Origin of the sequence: Mycolicibacterium aurum (assembly GCF_900637195.1) — a bacterium.
In the GTDB taxonomy this organism is placed as follows: Bacteria; Actinomycetota; Actinomycetes; order Mycobacteriales; family Mycobacteriaceae; genus Mycobacterium; species Mycobacterium aurum.
This window is the reverse complement of sequence record NZ_LR134356.1, coordinates 5723429-5745491: the sequence shown is the minus strand read 5'-3', so window position 1 is coordinate 5745491 and position 22063 is coordinate 5723429. Positions and strand designations below refer to the sequence as shown.

The window sequence follows — 22063 nt, the reverse complement described above, 5'->3', positions numbered from 1 at the left end:
ACTGTGGTAGTCAGAGCAAGCGGGCGGATTGCGTCAGCTAGCACGTCAAACTATAGTCTGGACACATGTCCAGGAGGGTTCGGATTACTTGCGTCACACGATTCGGGCAGCTCAGGGCCGCCCTCCAGGTCCAGTGAGCTGACCATGCGTATCGCCTTGCTGTCGTATCGGAGCAAGACCCATTGCGGTGGCCAAGGGGTTTACGTCCGGCATCTGAGCCGCGGACTCGTCGAACTCGGCCATGACGTCGAGGTCTTCTCCGGCCAGCCCTATCCCGGCGGCCTCGACCCCCGGGTTCGGCTGACGAAGGTGCCGAGTCTGGACCTGTACCGCGAGCCGGACCCGTTCCGCGTGCCGCGTCCCAGCGAGATCACCAGCACCATCGACCTGCTCGAGCTGCTGACGACGTGGACCGCCGGGTTCCCCGAACCCAAGACCTTCAGCCTGCGGGTGGCCCGACTGCTCGCCGACCGGCTGGACGACTTCGACGTCGTGCACGACAACCAGTGCCTGGGCACCGGGCTGCTGCGGATCGCGGATTCGGGACTGCCCGTGGTGGCCACCGTGCACCACCCGATCACCCGGGACCGCGTGGTGGACGTGGCGGCGGCCACATGGTGGCGCAAGCCGCTGGTGCGCCGGTGGTACGGATTCGCCGAGATGCAGAAGCAGGTAGCGCGCCGGATCCCGGAGCTCGTCACCGTGTCCTCGACGTCGGCGGTCGACATCGCCGACGACTTCGCCGTCAGCCCCGACCAGTTGCACGTCGTCCCCCTTGGGGTGGACACCGAGCTGTTCCAGCCCTCGCAGACCCGGGTCCGCAACCGCGTCATCGCGATCGCCAGTGCCGACGTTCCCCTCAAGGGTGTCGCCCATCTGCTGCACGCCATCGCGCGACTGCGCGTCGAGCGCGACCTCGAACTGCAGTTGGTCGCCAAGCTGGAACCCAACGGACCCACCGAGAAGCTGATCGCCGAGCTGGGCATCTCCGACATCGTGCACAGCTCCAGCGGGCTGTCCGACTCCGAGCTGGCCGAGCTGCTTGCCTCGGCCGAAGTGGCCTGCATCCCTTCGCTGTACGAGGGTTTCTCGCTGCCCGCGGTCGAGGCCATGGCCAGCGGAACCCCGATCGTCGCGAGCCGGGCCGGGGCCCTGCCCGAGGTCGTCGGTGTCGACGGGGAGTGCGCGCGGCTGGTGAAGCCGGCCGACGTCGATGAGCTGACCGCCGTTCTCGGCGAATTACTGGACTCGCCGAGGGAACTGCGCAGGCTCGGCGACAACGGCCGTCGCCGCGCACTCGAGGTGTTCAGTTGGGAATCTGTCGCCGCGCAGACCGTCGCGGTGTACGAGAAGGCTTGTGAAAGGGTCGCGACATGCTGACCGTGGACTTCGACCGGCTCGGTGTCGGCGCGGGCACGAAGGTGATCGACGTCGGCTGCGGCGCCGGACGGCACACGTTCGAGGCGTTCCGGCGCGGTGCCGACGTCATCGGATTCGACCAGAGCGCATCGGATCTCAACGATGTGGACGAGATCCTGCAGGCCATGCAGGCTCAGGGCGAGGCGCCGGCGTCGGCCAAGGGTGAAGCCGTCAAGGGTGACGCGCTCGACCTTCCCTACGACGACCGCACCTTCGACTGCGTGATCGCCTCGGAGATCCTCGAACACGTCCCCAACGATGATCAGGCCATCGCCGAACTGGTGCGAGTGCTCAAACCCGGTGGTGCACTCGCGATCACGGTGCCGCGCTGGCTTCCCGAGCGGGTCTGCTGGGCGCTGTCCGACGAGTACCACGCCAACGAGGGTGGGCACATCCGCATCTACCGGGCCGACGAACTGCGCGACAAGGTGCTCGCCCACGGCCTTGCGTTGACCCACACCCAGCATGCGCATGCCCTGCACTCGCCGTACTGGTGGCTCAAATGCGCTGTGGGAACCGAGAAGAACAACCACCCCGCGGTGGCCGCCTATCACAAGCTGCTGGTGTGGGACATGATGAGTCAGCCATGGCTGACGCGCACCGCAGAAGCTGTGCTCAACCCGCTGATCGGCAAGAGCGTGGCCCTCTATTTCAGGAAGCCCGACGCCGCTGATGCATGACATTCCCGGGGTGCCGGGTGTGTTCACGCCGGCCCAGTGCCGGCAGACGGCAGAGTCGATCGCTGCGACGCAGGAGTCCACGGGCGCCATCCCGTGGTCGGTGGGCGGCCACACCGATCCGTGGGACCATGTCGAGAGTGCGATGGCGCTGACGGCAGCGGGTCTGCTCGAGCCTGCACGCGCGGCCTTCGAATGGTCGCGCACCACGCAGCGGCCCGACGGCACCTGGCCGATCCAGCTGCGCAACGGCGTCGTCGAGGATGCCAACAGCGACACCAACTTCTGCGCCTACATCGCCACCGGCGTCTGGCATCACGTGCTCGTCACCGGCGACCGCAGATTCGCCGAGGCCATGTGGCCCGTCGTCGCCAGTGCCATCGACTTCGTCCTGGAGTTGCAGGGTGCCACCGGCGAAATCACCTGGGCGCGTGGCCCTTCCGGTGACGCCGACGAGGCACTGCTGACCGGTTGCGCCAGCATCCACCACAGCATCCGCTGCGCGTTGGCCCTCGCCGACTACGTGGGCGCTCCGCAGCCCGAATGGGAGGTGGCGGTCGGGCGGCTCGGCCACGCGATCGCGCATCACCCGGAGGCCTTCGTCACCAAGGATCGCTGGTCGATGGAGTGGTACTACCCGGTTCTCTGCGGTGCGCTGCGCGGGCCGCGGGCGCAGGCCCGCATCGACGAACGGTGGGACCACTTCGTCGTCCCCGGACTGGGCATCCGCTGCGTGGACGACAGGCCGTGGGTGACAGGGGCCGAAACCTGCGAATTGGTCATGGCATTGGATGCGATCGGCAACCGCGACCGCGCACACGAGCAGTTCGGGGCCATGCACCACCTGCGTGAGGAGGACGGTTCCTACTGGACGGGGCTGGTCTACTCGGACGGGAAGCGCTGGCCCGTCGAACGAACCACCTGGACCGGTGGCGCCGTCATTCTCGCCGCCGACGCTCTCTCGGGAGCGACGCCGGGAAGCGGAATCTTCCGCGGCACGGATCTGCCGAGAGGCCTTGAGGGCGAATACGACTGCGAGTGCGCCACCAGCGAGCGCCGGGAGCGCTAGGCGCCGAGAGTGCCGGGCTGGCCGGACACCCGCTCGAGCACACGCATCGACCCCGTCGCCCGGACTTCGGTGAAGTCGCCGATGTCGAGCGCCCGTCGGTAGATCAGGTACGGCGCCTGCCCGCCGTCGGCGGGATCGGGGAACACGTCGTGAATGATCAGGGCCCCGCCCACGTCGACCCACCGGGCCCAGCCGTCGAAGTCGCGGTTGGCCGCCTCCTCGGTGTGCCCGCCGTCGATGAACAAGAGCCGCAACGGAGTTCGCCAACCCCGCGCGACCACGGGGGAGCGCCCGACGACGGCGACGATGTGGTCATCGAGGCCGGCGGCATCGAGGTTGTGGCGAAGCGCCGGGAGCGTGTCGAACAGGCCGGTGACGGGGTCGACCATCGAGGTGTCGTGGTACTCCCAGCCGACCTGATGTTCCTCGGACCCGTGATGGTGGTCGACGGTGTAGACCAGGCCGCCGGACTGCTGTGCGGCGGCGCCCAGCATGACGGTGGATTTGCCGCAGTACGTACCGATCTCGACGCCGACTCCGTCCCCGAGATAGCGCAGGGCGGTGTCGTAGAGCGCCCGGCCCTCGTCGGCAGGCATGAAGCCGGTGACGCTCTCGGCGTGTTCGAACAGGGCCGCAGCGGCGGGCGGCAGCGCAGTCTCGGAGTCATTCATCGCGGTCCAACTTACCGCTGCCGGACCCTAGTGGATCACCATTGGTTGTAGTAGCGTCCGGACATGTGTCCGATCCGGCTCTGGAGTCGACTCGGCGTCGCCTGACGGCCCGACAGGCCGACACGGTGGACCGGTTGGGTCGGGCGGCGGTTGATCTGCTCAGACGGGAAGGCTTCAGCGGCCTGACCGTTCGGCGGGTGGCCGCCGAGGCCGGCGTCGGAGCCGCCACGGCCTACACCTACTTCTCCTCCAAGGAACATCTTGTCGCCGAGGTGTTCTGGCGGCGGCTGGCGAATTCGCCGTGTGCCGACCATGGGTCGGACGACCCCGCCACGCGCGTGACCGAAGTGCTCGCGCACATCTGCCTGCTGGTCGCCGACGAGCCGGAGTTCGCGGGTGCGGTGACGACCGCGCTGCTGGGCAAGGATCCCGACGTGGAGGTGCTGAGGCTGCGCATCGGCCGCGACATCCGCGACCGGTTGTCGGCGGCGTTGGGCCCCGAGACCGACCCCGATGTCATCGACGCGCTGGAGATGCTCTATTCGGGGGCGCTGGTGCGCGCGGGCATGGGCTACGCGTCCTACGAGGAGATCGCCGCGAAGCTGGAGAAGTCGGCCCGGTTGATGCTCTTCTGAGCTCAGCGCGGCCCGAGGAGGGCCGTCGCCGCGGTGATCGCGGGTTCGCCGATGCCGGCCATGTCGCGGCCGTCCTCCACGAAAAGCGCGGTGAGTTCCCGTAATCCGCCGAGCAGAATGAGCGCTATCGGCGCGGCGATCGGCTCGAGGCCGGCGCGCCGGAAGCCGGGGCTGCTCGTCAGGGTCACCAGCATGCCGGTCAGCTCACGCATGACCTGCCGGTGCAGTGGCCGTGCCACCGCACCGAGTGCGGGCGCCTCGCGGATCCAGCAGAGCGTGATCGCGGGTCTGGCCTGGATGTGGTCGACGTAGGCGCGCACCGCCTGCCGGATCTGCGACTCCCAGTCGGACTCCGGGTCGACGGTGGCGGTGATCCGCGCGATCAGATCGACGTTGTTCCTGCGCAACAGCTCGATCAGGCACGCTTCCTTGCTGGCGAACTGCTCGTAGAAGGTGCGCTTCGACGTGCGCGCGTGGCGGACCACGTCGGCGACGGTGGTGTCCCGGTAGCCGCGCTCGACGATCGACGCCGCGAGGCCGTCGAGCAGTCGATCGGCCACCGAAATAGCCACCGGTCCCGAGGTCACCGTCGTCACGCCCGGGCTCCCTTCTGCTCTTGCCTCCTGCTGGTACCAACCGGTACCGTACCCGACATGACTGCGGTACACGGTAGTACCACACCCGATCTGGTTCCAGCGGATGTCCCGACGGTGGCCCCGCCGGTGCGTCTTCCTCCCCGCCCCGCCATCCCCAGGTTTCTGCAGGCGATCGGCTTCTCGGTGTCCCGGAAGTGGACCGTCGCCCAGATCGTGCGCCGATACGGCGACACCTTCCTGATGACACTGCCGGTGTTCGGCCCGACCGTCATGGTGACCGATCCAGCGCTGGCCAAGCAGCTGTTCATGGCCAACACCGACGACGTCGGGAACATCCAACCCAACCTGTCCCGCGTACTGGGGTCGGGTTCGGTGTTCGCGCTCGATGGCACCGACCATCGGCGCAGGCGCAAGCTGCTGACACCGCCGTTCCACGGCAAGAGCATCAAGAACTACGAGAAGATCTTCGAAGAGGAGACGCTTCGCGAATCCGAGAGCTGGCCCGAGGGACGGGAATTCGAGACCCTCGAGCCGATGATGCGGATCACGCTCAACGTCATCCTGCGGGCGGTGTTCGGCGCCGACGGAGCCCACCTCGACGAGCTGCGCCGCATCATCCCGCCGTGGGTCACTCTGGGCTCGCGCCTTGCCGTCCTCCCGACCCCGCACCGGACCTACGGCCCTCTCAGCCCGTGGGGCAAGCTGGCTGCATACCGGCGCAAGTACGACGAGGTGATCGGCCGGCTCATCGACGCGGTGCAGTCAGATCCCAACTACGAAAGTCGCGACGACGTCCTGGCGCTGCTGCTGCGCAGCACATACGAGGACGGTTCCACGATGTCGCGCAAGGACATCGGCGACGAGTTGCTGACGCTGCTGGCGGCCGGCCACGAAACCACCGCGGCGACGCTGGGCTGGGCGTTCGAGCGCCTCAGCAGGCACCCCGAGGTGCTGGCCGAGCTGGTCGCAGAAGCCGACACCGACGGCAACGAGTACCGGCAGGCCACGATCCTGGAAATCCAGCGGTCGCGCACCGTCATCGACTTCGCCGGCCGGCACGTCTACGCCCCCACCTTCGAGCTCGGCGAATGGGTCATCCCGCAGGGATATTCGATCGTGGTCGCGATCGGGCAGGTGCACCATCGCGTGCAGGACTTCCCCGATCCGGACCGTTTCGACCCGCAGCGGTTCGTCGGTCAGCGCCCGACCACGCTGGCGCACATCCCGTTCGGCGGGGGCACCCGCCGCTGCGTCGGTGCGGCGTTCGCGAACGTCGAGATGGATGTGGTGCTGCGAACCGTGCTGCGCCACTTCGTGATCGAGCCGACCACCGCCCCGGGAGAGAAGATGCACTCCCGAGGGGTGGCCTACACCCCCGCCCGCGGGGGCCGCGTCGTCATGCGTCGGCGGTAGCCGCGGGCGGAGCCGCGGCTCAGACTTCGGCGCGCTTGGGCAGCTTCCAGCCGGGTCGCGGGAAGTGGCAGGTGTAGCCGTTCGGGTAGTGCTCCAGGTAGTCCTGGTGCTCCGGCTCGGCTTCCCAGAAATCAGGTGCGGGACTGACGGCGGTCACGACCTTGCCCGGCCACAGGCCCGACGCGTCCACATCGGCGATCGTGTCCAGCGCGACCTGCCGCTGGTCGTCGTCGACGTAGAAGATCTCCGACCGGTAGCTGGTGCCGACGTCGTTGCCCTGGCGATTCTTCGTCGTCGGGTCGTGGATCTGGAAGAAGAACTCCAGCAGCGCCCGGTAGTCGGTCTGCGCGGGGTCGTAGACGATCTCGATCGCCTCGGCGTGGCCGGGGTGATTGCGGTACGTGGGGTGGTCGTTCTGGCCGCCGGTGTAGCCCACTCGCGTGGACACCACCCCCGGCTGCTTGCGGATCAGATCCTGCATGCCCCAGAAGCACCCACCCGCCAGTACCGCTCGCTTGTTGTCGCTCACGCTTGCTCCTCTCGGGCCGGCTCAGTGAATAACCCACGGTACTGCCCGTACCCCTCGGCCTCGAGATCGTCGAGGTGGACGAAGCGCAGCGCCGCGGAGTTGATGCAGTACCGCAGACCGCCGCGGTCGCGCGGGCCGTCCTTGAAGACGTGTCCCAGGTGGCTGTCGCCGTGCGTCGAGCGCACCTCGGTGCGCATCATCAGGTGGGAGAAGTCGCGCTTCTCGAAGACATTCCGGGTGCCGTCGGGCTCGCGGATGGGCTGGGTGAAACTCGGCCACCCCGATCCGCTCTCGAACTTGTCGACCGACGCGAACAGCGGCTCCCCGGAGACCACGTCGACGTAGATGCCCGGCTCGTGGTTGTCCCAGTACTCGCCGGTGAACGGCCGCTCCGTGCCGTTCTTCTGCGTCACGTGATACTGCTCGGGCGACAGCGCGTCCACAGCGGCGGGATTCTTGTTGTATTGCCGTGTCATAGTGCCTTTATAACCCCGTGGGCAGCGCATTTAATCCGCAGTCGCCCTCGGTCGCTAGGCTTTCGGCCATGCGTCTGCCGGCCGTTGCGATGGTGATCTGCGCGGTGTTCCTCGGCACGGCCGTACCCGGTTCCGCGCAGCCTCCGGCCCCTGTCCCGGTCCCGGAAAGTCCGCCGGGCACGCCGGCCGCGATGTTCGTCGACGACCCTGCCATCGTCAACGTCTACCCGACCCGGCCGCAGTCGTGGAGCCGTGTCGCCGACGACCGCCTGGTCCGCCTGCACTTCACCGTCGGCACCCCGGACTGCTACGGCGTCACCGCGGCCGTGCAGGAGTACCCCGACGTGGTGGTCGTCGACCTGAGGACCGGGACACTGCCCCAGGCCGTCGACCGCGCGTGCATTGCGATCGCACTGTTCGCCGGACTCGACGTGCCGCTGCAGGAACCCCTCGGTTCCCGGCGGGTGCTGAGCCTCACCTGAGCCGGCGCTCGACAAGCGCGGTTAGAACGTGTTCTATTTTCTGCTGTGACGGGCAACACTTTCACGCGGGACGAGCTTGTCGAGGCGTTCGCGGAGTTCGAGCAGACGGTCGACCGGGCAGCGCGCACACGCGACTGGGATCCGTGGGTTGACCAGTACAGCGACGACATCCTCTACATCGAGCACGCGGCAGGGACGATGCGCGGCCGCGAGGAGGTGCGACCCTGGATCTGGCAGACCATGGAAACCTTCCCAGGTAGCTACATGACGTCGTTCCCGTCCCGCTGGCGGGTGTACGACGAGGACACCGCCCGGGTGATCTGCGAACTCGACAACCCGATGCGCGACCCGGGCGACGGCACGATCATCAGCGCCACCAACATCTCGATCGTCACCTACGCCGGGGACGGCAAGTGGCGGCAGCAGGAAGACATCTACAACCCGCTGCGGTTCGTCAAAGCCACCGTGAAGTGGTGCAGGAAGGCCGAGGAACTCGGCACGCTGCCCGAGGTGGCCGCCGAATGGATGGCCAAGTACGGACCCGCGAAGTGACCGGCCCGGAAACACCTCCCGTCGCCCCGGAAACATCTCCCGTCGCCTCGGTACTCGTCATCGGCGCCAACGGCTACCTCGGCAGCCACGTCACCCGCCAACTCGTCGAGGGCGGCCGCGACGTCCGGGTGATGGTGCGCGACGGTGCCAACACCATCGGCATCGACGACCTGGCGGTGACACGTTTCGTCGGGGACATCTGGAACGACGAGGTGCTTCGGGAGGCGATGACGGGCTGCGACGTCGTGTACTACTGCGTCGTGGATGCCCGCGGCTGGCTGCGCGACCCGGCGCCACTGTTCCGCACCAACGTCGAGGGCACCCGCAACGTTCTCGACGTGGCGGTGGAACCCGCTGTGGCGCAGACGTTGCGCAAGTTCGTGTTCACCAGCAGCTACGTGACGGTCGGTCGCCGCCGCGGCCGGGTGGCCACCGAGTCCGACCTCATCGTCGACCGCGGACTGACACCATATGTGCGGTCCCGGGTGCAGGCCGAGAACCTGGTCATGGACTACGCCAGGGACCGCGGCCTGCCTGCGGTGGCCATGTGCGTGTCGACCACGTACGGCGCAGGCGATTGGGGGCGCACCCCGCACGGCGCGATCATCGCCGGCGCCGCGTTCGGGAAGCTGCCGTTCGTGATGGGCGGAATCGAACTGGAGGCGGTGGGGATCGACGACGCCGCGCGCGCCATGGTGCTGGCCGCCGAGCACGGCCGGACCGGCGAGCGGTACCTGATCTCGGACAAGATGATCTCGAACACCGAGGTGGTGCGGATCGCCGCCGAGGCCGCCGGGGTGGCCGCGCCGTCTCGGACCATGCCCCTGGCGCTGTCGTACACGCTGGCCGCGCTGGGAAGTGTGAAGGCCAGGCTCACGGGCACCGACGAGCGACTCTCGCTCGATTCACTGCGGTTGATGCGGGCAGAAGCGCCGGTTGATTGCAGCAAGGCGAAGCGCGAATTGCACTGGCAGCCAAGGCCCGTCGAAGAGTCCATTCGTGAGGCGGCGAAGTTCTGGGTCAGTCTGCGGGCAGCCAAGCGCGGGAGCACGCCGACCGGCTGAGCGTTGCGCCGTGGCGCGGGTGCACCGCGACGAGTTGTGATCAGGCGGCGCGGCCGCGAACTCCGAGAACCGGTTGGCGGCGTCGGCCGTCGCAGAAAGTCGCCGACCACGGCCAGCGTCCGTGCCCGTCGGCCCACACCACCTGCAGTGCCTGGATGGGCGCCTGCGCGTGGTTGACCGCCCAGCACAGATGAACATCGGGATGGTCCACGGTCACGAACTCCACCAGCGGGCCCCCGGTCACCTTGAGTTGGGCGCCCGGTTTCAGCGCGCAACCACGCAATGCCTCGCGGGCCATCGCACCGAGCAGTCGCGACGCCCGTGCCGGCGACACCCCGGTGATCAGCAGTTCGGGACGGCCCCAGTCGTGGAGGCCGACCGTGTAGGCGAACGGCGATCGGTCACTCTCGACGTACTGCACCGCCCACCCGTTCTGCCGTGCCTTGGTCCGCAAGATCCCCAGGTAGTCCTCCCGGGTGGCGGTGGGGTGGTCGCACAACCAACACATCGGCCGCACCTTCCTGTCGTCATACTTACGGCCACCCTGCACCGGGGCACCGACATCCCCGCCGGGCTGCCACAATCTGTCGGTGCCGACTCAAGCGCCCCTGAACGGGTACGTGTCCCACTGGTTCGACGAACTGCCGATCACCCGCGCCCCGCTGCCCGGCAGCCGTGACGCCGACGTCTGCATCGTCGGCGCCGGATACACCGGTCTGTGGACCGCGTACTACCTCAAGCGCGCCGATCCGTCGCTGCGGATCGTGATCCTGGAGGCCCGGTTCGCGGGCTACGGCGCCTCCGGCCGCAACGGCGGCTGGTTGTCCGGCCTGGTTCCCGGTGACCGCGAGCGGATGGCGCAGCAGTACGGCCGCGACGGCGTGGTGGCCTGGCAGCGCGCCCTCAACGACGCGGTGGACGAGGTCATCGAGGTTGCCGGCCGCGAAGGCATCGAGGCCGGCATCGTCAAGGGCGGCACGCTGGAGGTCGCGCGCAACCCCGCGCAGGCAACCCGGTTGGCGGCGGCCATGGCAGCCGAGCAGCGCTGGCAGATCGACGGCATCCAGTCACTGACGAAAGCGGAAGCGGCGCAACGTATTCAACTCGACGGCGTGGTAGCGGCCTACCACAACCCACACTGCGCCCGGATCCAGCCGGCGCAGCTGGCCCGCGGTCTGGCCGACACCGTCGAAAGGCTCGGGGTCGACATCTACGAACGCTCACCGGTGACCGACATCGCCTCCGGCCGCGCGACGACCTCGTGGGGCACCGTCACCGCTCCCGTCGTGCTGCGCGCGACAGAGGGTTTCACCGCCGGGCTGCCCGGCCTCAAGCGCCGCTGGTTGCCGATGAACAGCTCGATGATCGCGACCGACCCCATCCCCGAGCAGGTGTGGGCCACCATCGGCTGGCAGGGCAGGGAGACCCTCGGCGACACCGCGCACGGCTTCTTCTACGCCCAGCGCACCGTCGACGACCGGATCGCGATCGGCGGACGAAGCGTGCCCTACCGGTTCGGATCGCGCACGGATCGTGACGGGCGGGTGCCCGACCGCACCATCCGAAGTCTGACCGCGACCCTGCACGCGATCCTGCCGCAGGTGTCCGGCATCCCGATCGCCCACGGATGGTGCGGGGTGCTCGCGGTCCCGCGGGACTGGGAGGCCACCGTCGACTTCGACCGCGCCACCGGCCTCGGCTGGGCCGGTGGCTACGTCGGGCACGGGGTAACCGCCACCAACCTCGCGGCCCGCACGCTCACCGACCTGATCGTGGGTCGCACGTCCCCGCTCACCGAGTTGCCCTGGGTCGGCCATCGGTCGAAGAACTGGGAGCCCGAACCGTTGCGCTGGCTCGGCGTGCGCGGCATGTACCTGGCGTACAAGGCCGCGGACTGGCACGAGGCGCGGGGCACGGCGCGCACGTCTCCGATCGCCGTGGTCGCGGACAAGATCGCGGGCCGCCCGCATTAGTGCGGCATCATCCGGGCAGTCGCGGCGTTGAATGGTCGTATGACCGATCGACCCATCCTCGAGCCCACCCCGGCCCACCCGATCACCGTCACCCCGACCGGTAGACATGTCGTGGTCCGGGTCAACGGAGCCGTGGTCGCCGAAACCGATGCCGCCCTCACGCTTCAGGAGTCGACCTACCCCGCGGTGCAGTACATCCCGCTGGCCGATGTGGTGGCCGACAGGCTGCGGCCCAGCGACACCGAAACCTACTGCCCGTACAAGGGCGAGGCCGGCTACTACGACCTGATCGTCGACGGGGTGACCGTCGCCGACGCCATCTGGACCTACCGGACTCCGTATCCGGCCGTCGCGCAGATCGCGGGTCATGTCGCCTTCTATCCGGACAAGGCGGACGTCACCGTCGACGCCTAGGCTGGCCTGATGCGCACGACGGCCAGTGTGGTGTTCGCCGGGCCTGCCGGTCCCGGACACACGCTGTCTCCACTGCGTCGGGGCAGAGGAGATCCCTGCTACCACGACGCCGCTGACGGCTCGATCTGGCGCACCAGCCTGATGCGCAGCGGACCTGTCACCGCGCGGATCAGCCGCAGCGCCCCGGGAACCACCGACGAGCGCTCGCGCGAGGAGTCGACAACCGTGGACTGCGAAGCGTGGGGGCCGGGCGCTCCGGAATTCACCGAGGCGCTGCCCGCGCTGCTCGGCGCCGACGACGACGCGTCCGGATTCGATCCACAGAACCCGACGATCGCCGCCGCCCGCCGGAAGGTTCCACACCTGCGCCTGGGCCGGACCGGCCGGGTGCTGGAGGCGCTGATGCCCGCGGTGCTCGAACAGCGCGTGGTGGGCAAGGACGCGTTCCGCGCCTGGCGCACGCTGGTGACCAGGTACGGGGCCCCCGCCCCCGGCCCGGCGCCCGCACACATGCGGGTGCCCCCGACTCCGGAGGCCTGGCGACGGATCCCATCGTGGGAGTTCCACCGCGCCAATGTCGATCCCGGCCGGGCGCGGACGATGCTGGGCTGCGCCCAACGCGCGGACGCCCTCGAGCGCCTCGTCACCCGGTCCCCGGAAGCGGCACGCGCCGCGATGATGTCGCTGCCGGGGGTGGGGATCTGGACCGCCGCCGAAACCGCCCAACGCGCCTTCGGTGACGCCGACGCGCTGTCGATCGGCGACTATCACCTCGCCAAGGTGGTCGGCTGGACCTTGCTCGGCCATCCCATCGACGACCCGCAGATGGTCGAACTGCTGGAGCCGCTGCGTCCACACCGGCACCGGGCCGTACGGCTGCTCGAAGTCAGCGGGATGACGGTGAATCCCCGCTTCGGACCGCGGTTGGCCATCCCGCACCTCGCCGATCTGTGACCTGCACGTCACCCCTGATTACCTGCCTACGCGCCCGGGTACACGTCGCGGGACAGTCGATGTGCGAAGGAGCAATTAATGACTGCGTTCACCGTTCCCGGGCTCTCTGACAAGCAGGGCGCCGAAGTCGCCGAGCTGCTGCAGAAGGCGCTCAGCAGGTACAACGACCTGCATCTCACCCTCAAGCACGTGCATTGGAATGTGGTGGGGCCCAACTTCATCGGGGTCCACGAGATGATCGACCCGCAGGTCGAACTCGTCCGCGGGTACGCCGACGAGGCCGCCGAGCGCATTGCGGCGCTGGGCAAGTCGCCGCTGGGAACCCCCGGCGCCATCATCAACGACCGCACGTGGGATGACTACTCGGTCAACCGCGACACCGTCCAGGCGCACCTGGCCGCGCTGGACCTGGTCTACGTCGGCGTGATCGAAGACACCCGCAAGAGCATCGAGCGCATCGGCGAACTGGACCCGGTGTCGGAGGACATGCTGATCGGGCATGCCGCCGAGCTGGAGAAGTTCCAGTGGTTCGTCCGTGCCCACCTGGAGAACTCCGGTGGCGAGCTCGTCAACGCGGGGACGTCCACGGAGAAGTCCGCCGCCTCGAAGGCCAAGAAGGACTCCTAGCCGGTCACGATTCGGCACTGCCGCCGGGGAGCGCGTCGTCCCGCACCGGACGGTCGGCGAGCTCCTCGGCGGTGCCGAACAGATACGGGTAGGCGATGCCTGCGATGGCCGCGCCCACCAGCGGCGCCACCCAGAACACCCACAACTGGGCCGGGGCACCGTCGCCGTTGAAGAACGCCACGCCAGTGGAGCGCGCCGGGTTCACCGATGTGTTCGAGATCGGGATCGAGATCAGGTGGATCAGCGTCAGGCTGAGACCGATGGACAGCCCGGCGAAGCCCTTCGGCGCGCGGTCATCGGTGGACCCGAGGATGACCAACAGGAAAATGAAGGTCAGCAGCACTTCGGCGACCAGCACCGCGACCAGGGTGAAACCGCCCGGTGAGTGGTCCCCGAACCCGTTGGCGGCCATGTTCCCGGTGGCTGTCCACCCCTCACGCCCCCGGGCGATCAGGTAGATCGCGGCACCGGCGACCAGACCCCCGATGACCTGGGTGACCCAGTACGCCGGGACTGCCTTCCATTCGACGCGTCGCGCGAGCGCGGCACCGAGTGTCACCGCGGGATTGAAGTGACCGCCGGAGATGGTGCCGAACGCGTAGACGCCCGTCAGGACGGTCAAGCCGAACGCCAGCGACACCCCGAGAAAACCGATGCCGAGGGAGACCCCGTCGTCGGCCAGATACTTGGCGGCGAACACGGCGCTGCCGCAACCACCGAAGACCAGCCAGAACGTTCCGATGAACTCTGCCGCCAAGCGGTGCGGCATGGTGGGTGTACGCATGGGAGCCCCTTTCACGGCAGCGTTGCCGTGTGGACAGGGTGACACCGATCAAGATCGCCGGCGGGGTCCGTGGCCGAACCGATGCGACACGGCAACCGGGGTGAGACCGCTCACCGGTAGGCGGTCAGCCGGGCCAGAAGCGCCACTCGGCCATCGCGGCCCACGGCCTGGACCTCTGCGACACCGCTGCTGCGCCCCACGTGCGCGGTTGTGCCGCGGTAATGCGCCTCGCCGCCGCCGTGGAACGGGCGCAGGAAGTTCACCCGCAGTGACGCGGTGCGATAGGGCGGGGCGGAGAGGTCCCGGTTCACTACAGCAGAACCCACCAGTTCCAGGCCCATCGAGGACACTCCGCCGTGCACGGCACCCACGCTGTTGTTGAGCACCGGATCGTCCTTCTGCACCAATACCGAAGCGGCGCCACCACTTTCGCCGACCTCGACCGACATCAGAGCGCCGAGTCCGGTCCCCGGCAGCGAGCCGGCGGGCCCGTCCGGCCATGCCGTCAAGTCCGCCGGGGCGGCGATGTAGAAGGAGCGGACGGTCGCGGTCGCGATCACTTCGTCGCCCACGCTCAGTTCACACTGTCCCAGTGATGCGATGCCTTTGCGGCCCAGAGGGTGCGCGACGGCGACGACGTCGAGGTCGGGCGACGCGGCGATGACCTCGCCGGCCTCGGGCGCCACCTCAAGGGACAGCTCACTGGACACCGTCCATTCCCGGGGCCCCCGGCGAGCGTGGTTGATCAGGCCACCCGCGTGGTCGACGAGCATCGCCAGCGGTGCGACGGTCGGCAGGCCGGTCAGCGGATTGTGCAGTCCGTGGACCGGGATGGACGTGACACAGCGATCCCTGCTGTCCTCGAACGTGTCGATTCCGAAGCGGCCCAGCGGTGTGTTGAGCGGGTATGGCACCACTGCAGCCTGACGTGGCGCTACGGCCCGGCATACCCCAATGGGGTATCTGGGGTGGCCGGCGGAAGGCACGGCGCGCTTCCGCGGTGCGCAAAGGTGCTGTCACCCATCGGTTTCCGCGACGGCGGCGCTGTCGGAGGCCCGTTGTGGAGTTTGCCGGCGCGGTAGGTGGGCCGCCGAACCCGGCAGCGCGCTTTCTAAGAATCCGGAAAGGCTTTGTGCAAATTCCAACTGGACGATCGATGCAGTACAGCGCCTAGATTCCCGGACATGCAGCAAACTTCAGGTGGACGATGGTCCGGCATGTGACCCAGCACTCACTGCGGACGGACGGGTCCGGTCACGTCGAAAAGGGTGTCGCGGCAACGTTATTCACTCGTGATGTGGTGGGCGGGCCGACCGAGCGGCCGGGCATCGGGCGAACTTGGTTAGGTTGGGCTAAGTTGGCATGTCAGGGCCCCTTTGTCATATCGTTTTCACCACTCGTGGCGCGTGGGAAAAGGGCCGTCGTTCAGTGCTGCACGAAGGCGCCTCCACAGCCAAACCGGCTAACGCTCTCGGCAACGGTTGCCGTCTGTAATCCTCAGCTGAGGGCGTGTGCATCAAGAGGCAGGTGGGAATGACGCCCAGTCGTCAAGGGCTGTACAACCCCGCGTTCGAGCACGACGCGTGTGGCGTGGCCATGGTGGCCGATATCCACGGCCGACGAAGCCGAGACATCGTCGAGAAGGCCATCACGGCCCTGCTGAACCTCGAGCACCGCGGCGCCCAGGGTGCCGAGCCGAACACCGGCGACGGTGCGGGCATCCTGCTGCAGGTTCCCGACGAGTTCCTCCGGGCCGTGGTCGACTTCGACCTGCCCGAGCCTGGCAGTTATGCCACGGGCATCGCATTCCTGCCGCAGTCGGCCAAGGATGCGGCCGCCGCGTGTGAGTCCGTCGAGAAGATCGCCGAAGCCGAGGGCCTGCAGGTGCTCGGCTGGCGGGACGTGCCGACCGACGATTCGTCGCTCGGAGCGCTGGCACGCGATGCGATGCCGACGTTCCGGCAGGTGTTCCTCGGCGGGGCGCGCGACATGGACCTGGAACGGCGTGCCTTCGTGGTGCGCAAGCGGGCCGAGCACGAGCTCGGCACCAAGGGGCCCGGCCAGGACGGACCGGGCCGCGAGACGGTGTACTTCCCCAGCCTCTCCGGACAGACGTTCGTCTACAAGGGCATGCTCACCACGCCTCAGCTCAAGGCCTTCTACCTGGATCTGCAGGACGACCGGCTGATGAGCGCCGTGGGCATCGTGCACTCCCGGTTCTCCACCAACACGTTCCCGTCGTGGCCGCTGGCGCACCCGTTCCGCCGCGTCGCGCACAACGGCGAGATCAACACGGTCACCGGCAACGAGAACTGGATGCGGGCGCGCGAAGCGCTGATCAACACTGACGCCTTCGGTGGCCAGGACCTCGACAAGGTCGTGCCCATCTGTACCCCCGGCGCGTCGGACACGGCCCGCTTCGACGAGGTGCTCGAGCTGCTGCACCTGGGTGGCCGCAGCCTGCCGCACGCCGTGCTGATGATGATCCCGGAAGCCTGGGAGCGTCACGAGTCGATGGACCCCGCCCAACGGGCGTTCTACCAGTACCACTCGTCGCTGATGGAGCCGTGGGACGGCCCGGCGGCAGTCTGCTTCACCGACGGCACGGTGATCGGCGCGGTGCTCGACCGCAACGGCCTGCGCCCCTCCCGGATCTGGGTGACCAGCGACGGGCTGGTGGTGATGGCGTCGGAGGCGGGTGTCCTGGACCTGGATCCGAGCACCGTCGTCAAGAAGATGCGGCTGCAGCCCGGGCGCATGTTCCTGGTGGACACCGCGCAGGGCCGCATCGTCGACGACGAGGAGATCAAGGCCCAGCTCGCCGCCGAGCGGCCGTACCAGGAATGGCTCGACGCCGGGCTGTTCCACCTCGACGAGCTGCCCCAGGGTGACTACGTGCGCATGCCCCACCATCGCGTGGTCCTGCGCCAGCAGATCTTCGGCTTCACCTACGAGGAGCTCAACCTGCTGGTGGCGCCGATGGCGCGGACCGGTGCCGAGGCGCTCGGCTCCATGGGTACCGACACCCCCATCGCAGTGCTGTCGGCGCGGCCGCGGATGCTTTACGACTACTTCCAGCAGCTGTTCGCCCAGGTCACCAACCCGCCGCTGGACGCCATCCGCGAAGAGGTGGTCACCAGCCTGCAGGGCACCGTGGGCCCGGAGGGTGACCTGCTGAATCCCGACGCCGAGTCGTGTCGCCAGATCACGCTGTCCAACCCGATTCTGCGCAACGCCGAGCTGTCCAAGCTGATGTGCGTCGACCCCGACCACGAGATCCGCGGGCACAAGCACGGGATGCGCGCGGCCGTGATCCGCTGCCTGTACCCGGTCAACCGCGGCGGCCAAGGCCTCAAGGAAGCACTCGACAACGTGCGCGCGAAGGTGTCGTCCGCGATCCGCGACGGTGCCCGCATCATCGTGCTGTCCGACCGCGAGTCCAACGAACAGATGGCGCCGATCCCGTCGCTGCTGTCCGTCGCGGCCGTGCACCATCACCTGGTCCGCGACCGCACCCGCACCAAGGTCGGGCTCGTCGTCGAGGCCGGTGACGCCCGCGAGGTGCACCACATGGCCGCGCTGGTCGGCTTCGGCGCCGCCGCGATCAACCCGTACATGGCATTCGAGTCCATCGAGGACATGGTGGACAGGGGCGTGATCCCCGACATCAGTAGCGACCAGGCCAAGGCCAACTACGTCAAGGCCGCCGGCAAGGGTGTGCTGAAGGTGATGTCGAAGATGGGCATCTCCACGCTGGCGTCCTACACGGGTGCCCAGCTGTTCCAGGCCATCGGGATCAGCCAGCAGGTGCTCGACGAATACTTCACCGGCCTGTCCTGCCCCGTCGGAGGCATCGACCTCGACGACATCGCCGACGACATCGCCACCCGGCATGCGCTGGCCTACCTGGACCGCCCCGACGAGTGGGCGCACCGCGAGCTCGAGGTGGGCGGCGAGTACCAGTGGCGCCGCGAGGGCGAATACCACCTGTTCAACCCGGACACGGTGTTCAAGCTGCAGCATTCGACCCGCACCGGGCAGTACTCGATCTTCAAGGAGTACACGCAGCTGATCGACGACCAGAGCGAACGCATGGCGTCGCTGCGCGGGCTGCTGAAGTTCCGTGAGGGCGAGCGCACCCCGGTGCCGATCGACGAGGTGGAGCCGGCTAGCGAGATCGTCAAGCGGTTCTCGACCGGTGCGATGAGCTACGGCTCGATCTCTGCCGAGGCTCACGAAACCCTGGCCATCGCGATGAACCGCCTTGGTGGCCGGTCGAATTCAGGTGAGGGCGGCGAGAACGTCAACCGCTTCGAGTACGACGAGAACGGTGACTGGCGCCGCAGTGCCATCAAACAGGTGGCGTCGGGTCGCTTCGGCGTCACCTCGCACTACCTCACCAACTGCACCGACATCCAGATCAAAATGGCGCAGGGCGCGAAACCCGGTGAGGGAGGCCAGCTTCCGGGGCACAAGGTGTACCCGTGGGTCGCCGAGGTCCGGCACTCCACGCCCGGTGTCGGCCTGATCTCGCCGCCACCGCACCACGACATCTATTCGATCGAGGATCTGGCGCAGCTGATCCACGATCTGAAGAACGCCAACCCGCAGGCGCGGGTGCACGTGAAGCTGGTGTCCGAGAACGGGGTCGGGACGGTTGCGGCCGGTGTCTCCAAGGCGCACGCCGACGTGGTGCTGATCTCCGGTCACGACGGTGGCACCGGTGCGACCCCGCTGACTTCGATGAAGCACGCCGGCGCGCCGTGGGAACTGGGCCTGGCCGAGACTCAGCAGACGCTGCTGCTCAACGGATTGCGGGACCGGATCGTCGTGCAGGTCGACGGTCAGCTCAAGACGGGCCGCGACGTGGTGGTCGCCGCGTTGCTGGGCGCCGAGGAGTTCGGCTTCGCGACGGCGCCGCTGGTGGTGACCGGCTGCATCATGATGCGGGTCTGCCACCTGGACACCTGCCCCGTGGGCGTGGCCACCCAGAACCCGTTGCTGCGTCAGCGATTCAACGGTAAGCCGGAGTTCGTCGAGAACTTCTTCCTCTTCATCGCCGAGGAGGTGCGCGAGCTGATGGCGCAGTTGGGCTTCCGCACCGTCAACGAGATGGTGGGGCAGGTCGGGGCGCTGGACACCACGCAGGCCGCCGAGCACTGGAAGGCCCACAAGCTGGACCTGGCGCCGGTGCTGCACGAGCCCGAGTCGGCGTTCATGAACCAGGACCTGTACTGCAGCTCGCGTCAGGACCACGGTCTGGACAAGGCGCTCGACCAGCAGCTGATCGCACAGAGCCGCGAGGCCATCGATCAGGGAACCCCGGTGCGGTTCTCCACGACTATCGCCAACGTCAACCGCACCGTCGGCACGATGCTCGGCCACGAAGTAACGAAGATCTACGGCGGCCAAGGCCTTCCGGACGGGACCATCGACATCACCTTCGAAGGCTCGGCGGGCAACAGCTTCGGCGCCTTCGTTCCGCAGGGCATCACGCTGCGGGTGTACGGCGATGCCAACGACTACGTCGGCAAGGGTCTGTCCGGCGGCCGGGTGGTCGTGCGGCCGTCCGACAACGCGCCGAAAGATTATGTGGCAGAAGACAACATCATCGCCGGAAACGTGGTGCTGTTCGGCGCCACCAGCGGCCAGATGTTCCTGCGCGGCCAGGTGGGTGAGCGGTTCGCGGTGCGTAACTCCGGTGCCCATGCGGTGGTGGAGGGCGTCGGTGATCACGGCTGCGAATACATGACCGGTGGCCGCGTCGTCATCCTCGGCCCGACGGGCCGCAACTTCGCGGCAGGCATGTCGGGTGGCATCGGGTACGTGTACGACCCGCACAACGCGCTGCAGCACAACCTCAACGCCGAGATGGTGGAGATCGAGGACATGGGCGGCGTCGAGTCCGAAGACGCCCAGTTCGTCCACGACATCGTGACGGCGCATGTCGACGCCACCGATTCGGCAGTGGGTCAACGCATCCTGGCCGACTGGAGCACCGAGTTGGGTCATTTCAGGAAGGTCATGCCGCGCGACTTCAAGCGAGTGCTGGAAGCGATCGCCCAGGCAGAGCGCAACGGAGAGAATGTGGACGAAGCGATCATGGCGGCCGCGAATGCCTGACCCACGCGGATTTCTGAAGAACACCCATCGCGAGACCCCTGCGCGTCGGCCGGTTGATCTGCGCCTTCGTGACTGGAAAGAGGTCTACGAGGAGTTCTCCCACGACACGCTCAAGGCTCAGGCGAGCCGCTGCATGGACTGTGGGATCCCGTTCTGCCACAACGGTTGTCCGCTGGGCAACCTGATCCCTGAGTGGAATGACCTGGTGCGTACCGGGCGGTGGCGCGATGCGATCGAGCGACTGCACGCCACCAACAACTTTCCCGAGTTCACCGGCCGGCTGTGCCCGGCGCCCTGCGAGGGTTCGTGTGTGCTGGGCATCAACCAGGATCCGGTGACCATCAAGCAGGTCGAGGTCGAGATCATCGACAACGCCTTCGCCGAGGGCTGGGTGGTGCCGCTGCCCCCGACCAAGCTGACCGGCAAGAAGGTCGCGGTCGTCGGCTCGGGTCCGGCGGGGCTGGCCGCGGCGCAGCAGCTCACCCGTGCCGGGCACTCCGTGACGGTGTTCGAGCGCGACGACCGCATCGGCGGCCTGCTGCGTTACGGAATTCCGGAGTTCAAGATGGAGAAGCGCCACATCGACCGGCGTCTGGACCAGATGCGGGCCGAGGGCACCGAATTCCGCACCGGCGTGAACGTCGGGGTGGACATCACCGCCGCGCAGCTGCGGTCCGACTTCGACGCCGTAGTGCTCTCCGGTGGCGCGACCGCGCGCCGGGATCTGCCCATCCCCGGACGCGAGCTCGACGGTATCCACCAGGCCATGGAGTTCTTGCCGTGGGCCAACCGGGTGCAACTGGGTGACAAGGTCACCGACGACGACGGTCAGCCGCCGATCACCGCGAAGGGCAAGAAGGTCATCATCATCGGCGGTGGCGACACCGGTGCCGACTGCCTCGGCACGTCGCATCGCCAGGGCGCGGCCAGCGTGTACCAGTTCGAGATCATGCCGCGACCGCCTGAGACGCGTGCCGACTCGACGCCGTGGCCCACCTACCCGTTGATGTACCGCGTCACCTCGGCACACGAGGAGGGTGGCGAGCGCGTCTACTCGGTGAACACCGAGGAGTTCGTGGGCGAGGACGGCCGGGTCAAGGCTCTGCGTGGCTACGAAGTCGAGATGAAGGCCGGAAAGTTCGAGAAGGTCGAGGACTCCGACTTCGAGATGGACGCCGAGCTGGTGCTGCTGGCGATGGGCTTCACCGGGCCCGAGCGCGAGGGGCTGCTGACGGATCTCGGCGTCGAGTTCAACGAGCGCGGCAACGTCGGACGGGATGCGGCCTTCGCGACCTCGGTACCCGGTGTGTACGTCGCCGGCGACATGGGCCGCGGGCAGTCGCTGATCGTCTGGGCGATCGCCGAGGGACGCGCTGCTGCGGCGGCTGTGGACAAGTACCTGATGGGTAACTCGGCGCTGCCCGCTCCGATCAAGCCCACGGCGGCGCCTCAGCGGTAGTCGGCAGACCCCGCCGTCACGCTCAGTGACGGGCTGGGTAGTTAACTGGGAGCGCGGCTGTTCGTGCTGATGTCGTCCGCGCATGGTCACGAAAGCGTCTCGCGACGCCACATCCGTCACTCCAGTCACTTCAAAAACAGCCGATC

Annotated in this window: 21 protein-coding genes; 14 read left to right on the top strand and 7 right to left on the bottom strand. The window is 67.9% G+C overall.

Annotation, left to right across the window (positions count from 1 at the left end):
- Positions 1-144 precede the first annotated feature (144 nt).
- From EL337_RS27255 to EL337_RS27245, 3 genes are read left to right on the top strand one after another with little or no spacing between them, the layout of a single operon-like run.
- Complete coding sequence (locus EL337_RS27255; protein ID WP_048630753.1) at positions 145-1380, top strand: MMP alpha-(1->4)-mannosyltransferase; 1236 nt, start codon at positions 145-147, stop codon at positions 1378-1380.
- Positions 1374-2099, top strand: a complete 726-nt coding sequence (locus EL337_RS27250; protein WP_048630752.1) for a class I SAM-dependent methyltransferase — start codon at positions 1374-1376, stop codon at positions 2097-2099. Before EL337_RS27255 ends, EL337_RS27250 begins: the two co-directional genes overlap by 7 nt.
- On the top strand, positions 2092-3165 hold the full coding sequence (locus EL337_RS27245) for an MMP endo-(1,4)-3-O-methyl-alpha-D-mannosidase (RefSeq protein WP_048630751.1): 1074 nt from the start codon (positions 2092-2094) through the stop codon (positions 3163-3165). Before EL337_RS27250 ends, EL337_RS27245 begins: the two co-directional genes overlap by 8 nt.
- Here EL337_RS27245 and EL337_RS27240 read toward each other — a convergent pair.
- Positions 3162-3836, bottom strand: a complete 675-nt coding sequence (locus tag EL337_RS27240) for a class I SAM-dependent methyltransferase (protein WP_048630750.1) — start codon at positions 3834-3836, stop codon at positions 3162-3164. The two genes, EL337_RS27245 and EL337_RS27240, sit on opposite strands and share 4 nt — an antisense overlap.
- A gap of 65 nt (positions 3837-3901) precedes the next feature.
- On the opposite strand from EL337_RS27240, the gene EL337_RS27235 reads away from it, so the two are divergent.
- A complete protein-coding gene (locus EL337_RS27235; RefSeq protein WP_048630749.1) occupies positions 3902-4471 on the top strand; it encodes a TetR/AcrR family transcriptional regulator in 570 nt (189 codons plus the stop codon).
- Between the two features lie 2 nt (positions 4472-4473).
- Here EL337_RS27235 and EL337_RS27230 read toward each other — a convergent pair whose 3' ends face one another.
- Positions 4474-5067 carry a TetR/AcrR family transcriptional regulator gene (locus EL337_RS27230; protein ID WP_370737119.1) on the bottom strand — a complete coding sequence of 198 codons (594 nt, stop codon included), beginning with the start codon at positions 5065-5067 and terminating at the stop codon, positions 4474-4476.
- A gap of 57 nt (positions 5068-5124) precedes the next feature.
- On the opposite strand from EL337_RS27230, the gene EL337_RS27225 reads away from it, so the two are divergent.
- The gene (locus EL337_RS27225) at positions 5125-6480 is read left to right on the top strand and encodes a cytochrome P450 (RefSeq protein ID WP_083442956.1); all 1356 of its coding nucleotides are present in this window, start codon (positions 5125-5127) and stop codon (positions 6478-6480) included.
- A 19-nt stretch (positions 6481-6499) separates the two neighbouring features.
- Here EL337_RS27225 and msrA read toward each other — a convergent pair whose 3' ends face one another.
- Together msrA and msrB are read right to left on the bottom strand one after the other, a co-directional pair.
- Complete coding sequence (msrA, locus tag EL337_RS27220) at positions 6500-7009, bottom strand: peptide-methionine (S)-S-oxide reductase MsrA (protein ID WP_048630747.1); 510 nt, start codon at positions 7007-7009, stop codon at positions 6500-6502.
- Positions 7006-7485 (bottom strand): peptide-methionine (R)-S-oxide reductase MsrB, encoded by a 480-nt coding sequence (gene msrB, locus EL337_RS27215; RefSeq protein WP_048630746.1) that lies wholly within the window; start codon positions 7483-7485, stop codon positions 7006-7008. Before msrB ends, msrA begins: the two co-directional genes overlap by 4 nt.
- A 68-nt stretch (positions 7486-7553) precedes the next feature.
- Here msrB and EL337_RS27210 point away from each other — a divergent pair, with 68 nt between their 5' ends.
- Genes EL337_RS27210 through EL337_RS27200 form a run of 3 tightly spaced genes read left to right on the top strand, consistent with a single transcriptional unit; the run spans position 7554 to position 9583 of the window.
- The gene (locus EL337_RS27210; protein WP_048630745.1) at positions 7554-7967 is read left to right on the top strand and encodes a hypothetical protein; all 414 of its coding nucleotides are present in this window, start codon (positions 7554-7556) and stop codon (positions 7965-7967) included.
- Positions 7968-8012: 45 nt separating this feature from the next.
- Positions 8013-8519 (top strand): YybH family protein, encoded by a 507-nt coding sequence (locus tag EL337_RS27205; protein ID WP_048630744.1) that lies wholly within the window; start codon positions 8013-8015, stop codon positions 8517-8519.
- Positions 8489-9583, top strand: coding sequence for an NAD-dependent epimerase/dehydratase family protein (locus EL337_RS27200; RefSeq protein WP_083442955.1), 1095 nt, complete (start codon positions 8489-8491; stop codon positions 9581-9583). Before EL337_RS27205 ends, EL337_RS27200 begins: the two co-directional genes overlap by 31 nt.
- 40 nt (positions 9584-9623) lie before the next feature.
- Here EL337_RS27200 and EL337_RS27195 read toward each other — a convergent pair whose 3' ends face one another.
- Positions 9624-10091, bottom strand: a complete 468-nt coding sequence (locus EL337_RS27195; protein WP_048630742.1) for a DUF4262 domain-containing protein — start codon at positions 10089-10091, stop codon at positions 9624-9626.
- A gap of 82 nt (positions 10092-10173) precedes the next feature.
- On the opposite strand from EL337_RS27195, the gene EL337_RS27190 reads away from it, so the two are divergent.
- The 4 genes from EL337_RS27190 to EL337_RS27175 all read left to right on the top strand — a co-directional run bounded on the left by EL337_RS27190 (position 10174) and on the right by EL337_RS27175 (position 13551).
- A complete protein-coding gene (locus EL337_RS27190; protein WP_048630741.1) occupies positions 10174-11556 on the top strand; it encodes an NAD(P)/FAD-dependent oxidoreductase in 1383 nt (460 codons plus the stop codon).
- Positions 11557-11595: 39 nt separating this feature from the next.
- Complete coding sequence (locus EL337_RS27185) at positions 11596-11970, top strand: DUF427 domain-containing protein (protein ID WP_048630740.1); 375 nt, start codon at positions 11596-11598, stop codon at positions 11968-11970.
- A gap of 9 nt (positions 11971-11979) precedes the next feature.
- Positions 11980-12924: a DNA-3-methyladenine glycosylase family protein gene (locus EL337_RS27180; RefSeq protein ID WP_048630739.1), complete on the top strand. Its 945-nt coding sequence runs from the start codon at positions 11980-11982 to the stop codon at positions 12922-12924.
- Positions 12925-13002: 78 nt separating this feature from the next.
- Complete coding sequence (locus EL337_RS27175; protein ID WP_048630738.1) at positions 13003-13551, top strand: Dps family protein; 549 nt, start codon at positions 13003-13005, stop codon at positions 13549-13551.
- A gap of 4 nt (positions 13552-13555) precedes the next feature.
- Here the strand turns inward: EL337_RS27175 and aqpZ are convergent, their stop codons facing one another.
- Complete coding sequence (gene aqpZ / locus EL337_RS27170; protein ID WP_048630737.1) at positions 13556-14335, bottom strand: aquaporin Z; 780 nt, start codon at positions 14333-14335, stop codon at positions 13556-13558.
- Between the two features lie 110 nt (positions 14336-14445).
- Positions 14446-15249: a PaaI family thioesterase gene (locus EL337_RS27165; RefSeq protein WP_048630947.1), complete on the bottom strand. Its 804-nt coding sequence runs from the start codon at positions 15247-15249 to the stop codon at positions 14446-14448.
- Positions 15250-15868: 619 nt separating this feature from the next.
- Here EL337_RS27165 and gltB point away from each other — a divergent pair.
- Complete coding sequence (gene gltB, locus EL337_RS27160) at positions 15869-20458, top strand: glutamate synthase large subunit (protein ID WP_048630946.1); 4590 nt, start codon at positions 15869-15871, stop codon at positions 20456-20458.
- Positions 20451-21917 (top strand): glutamate synthase subunit beta, encoded by a 1467-nt coding sequence (locus tag EL337_RS27155; RefSeq protein WP_048630736.1) that lies wholly within the window; start codon positions 20451-20453, stop codon positions 21915-21917. The genes gltB and EL337_RS27155 overlap by 8 nt, the downstream gene beginning before the upstream one ends.
- Positions 21918-22063: the final 146 nt, after the last annotated feature.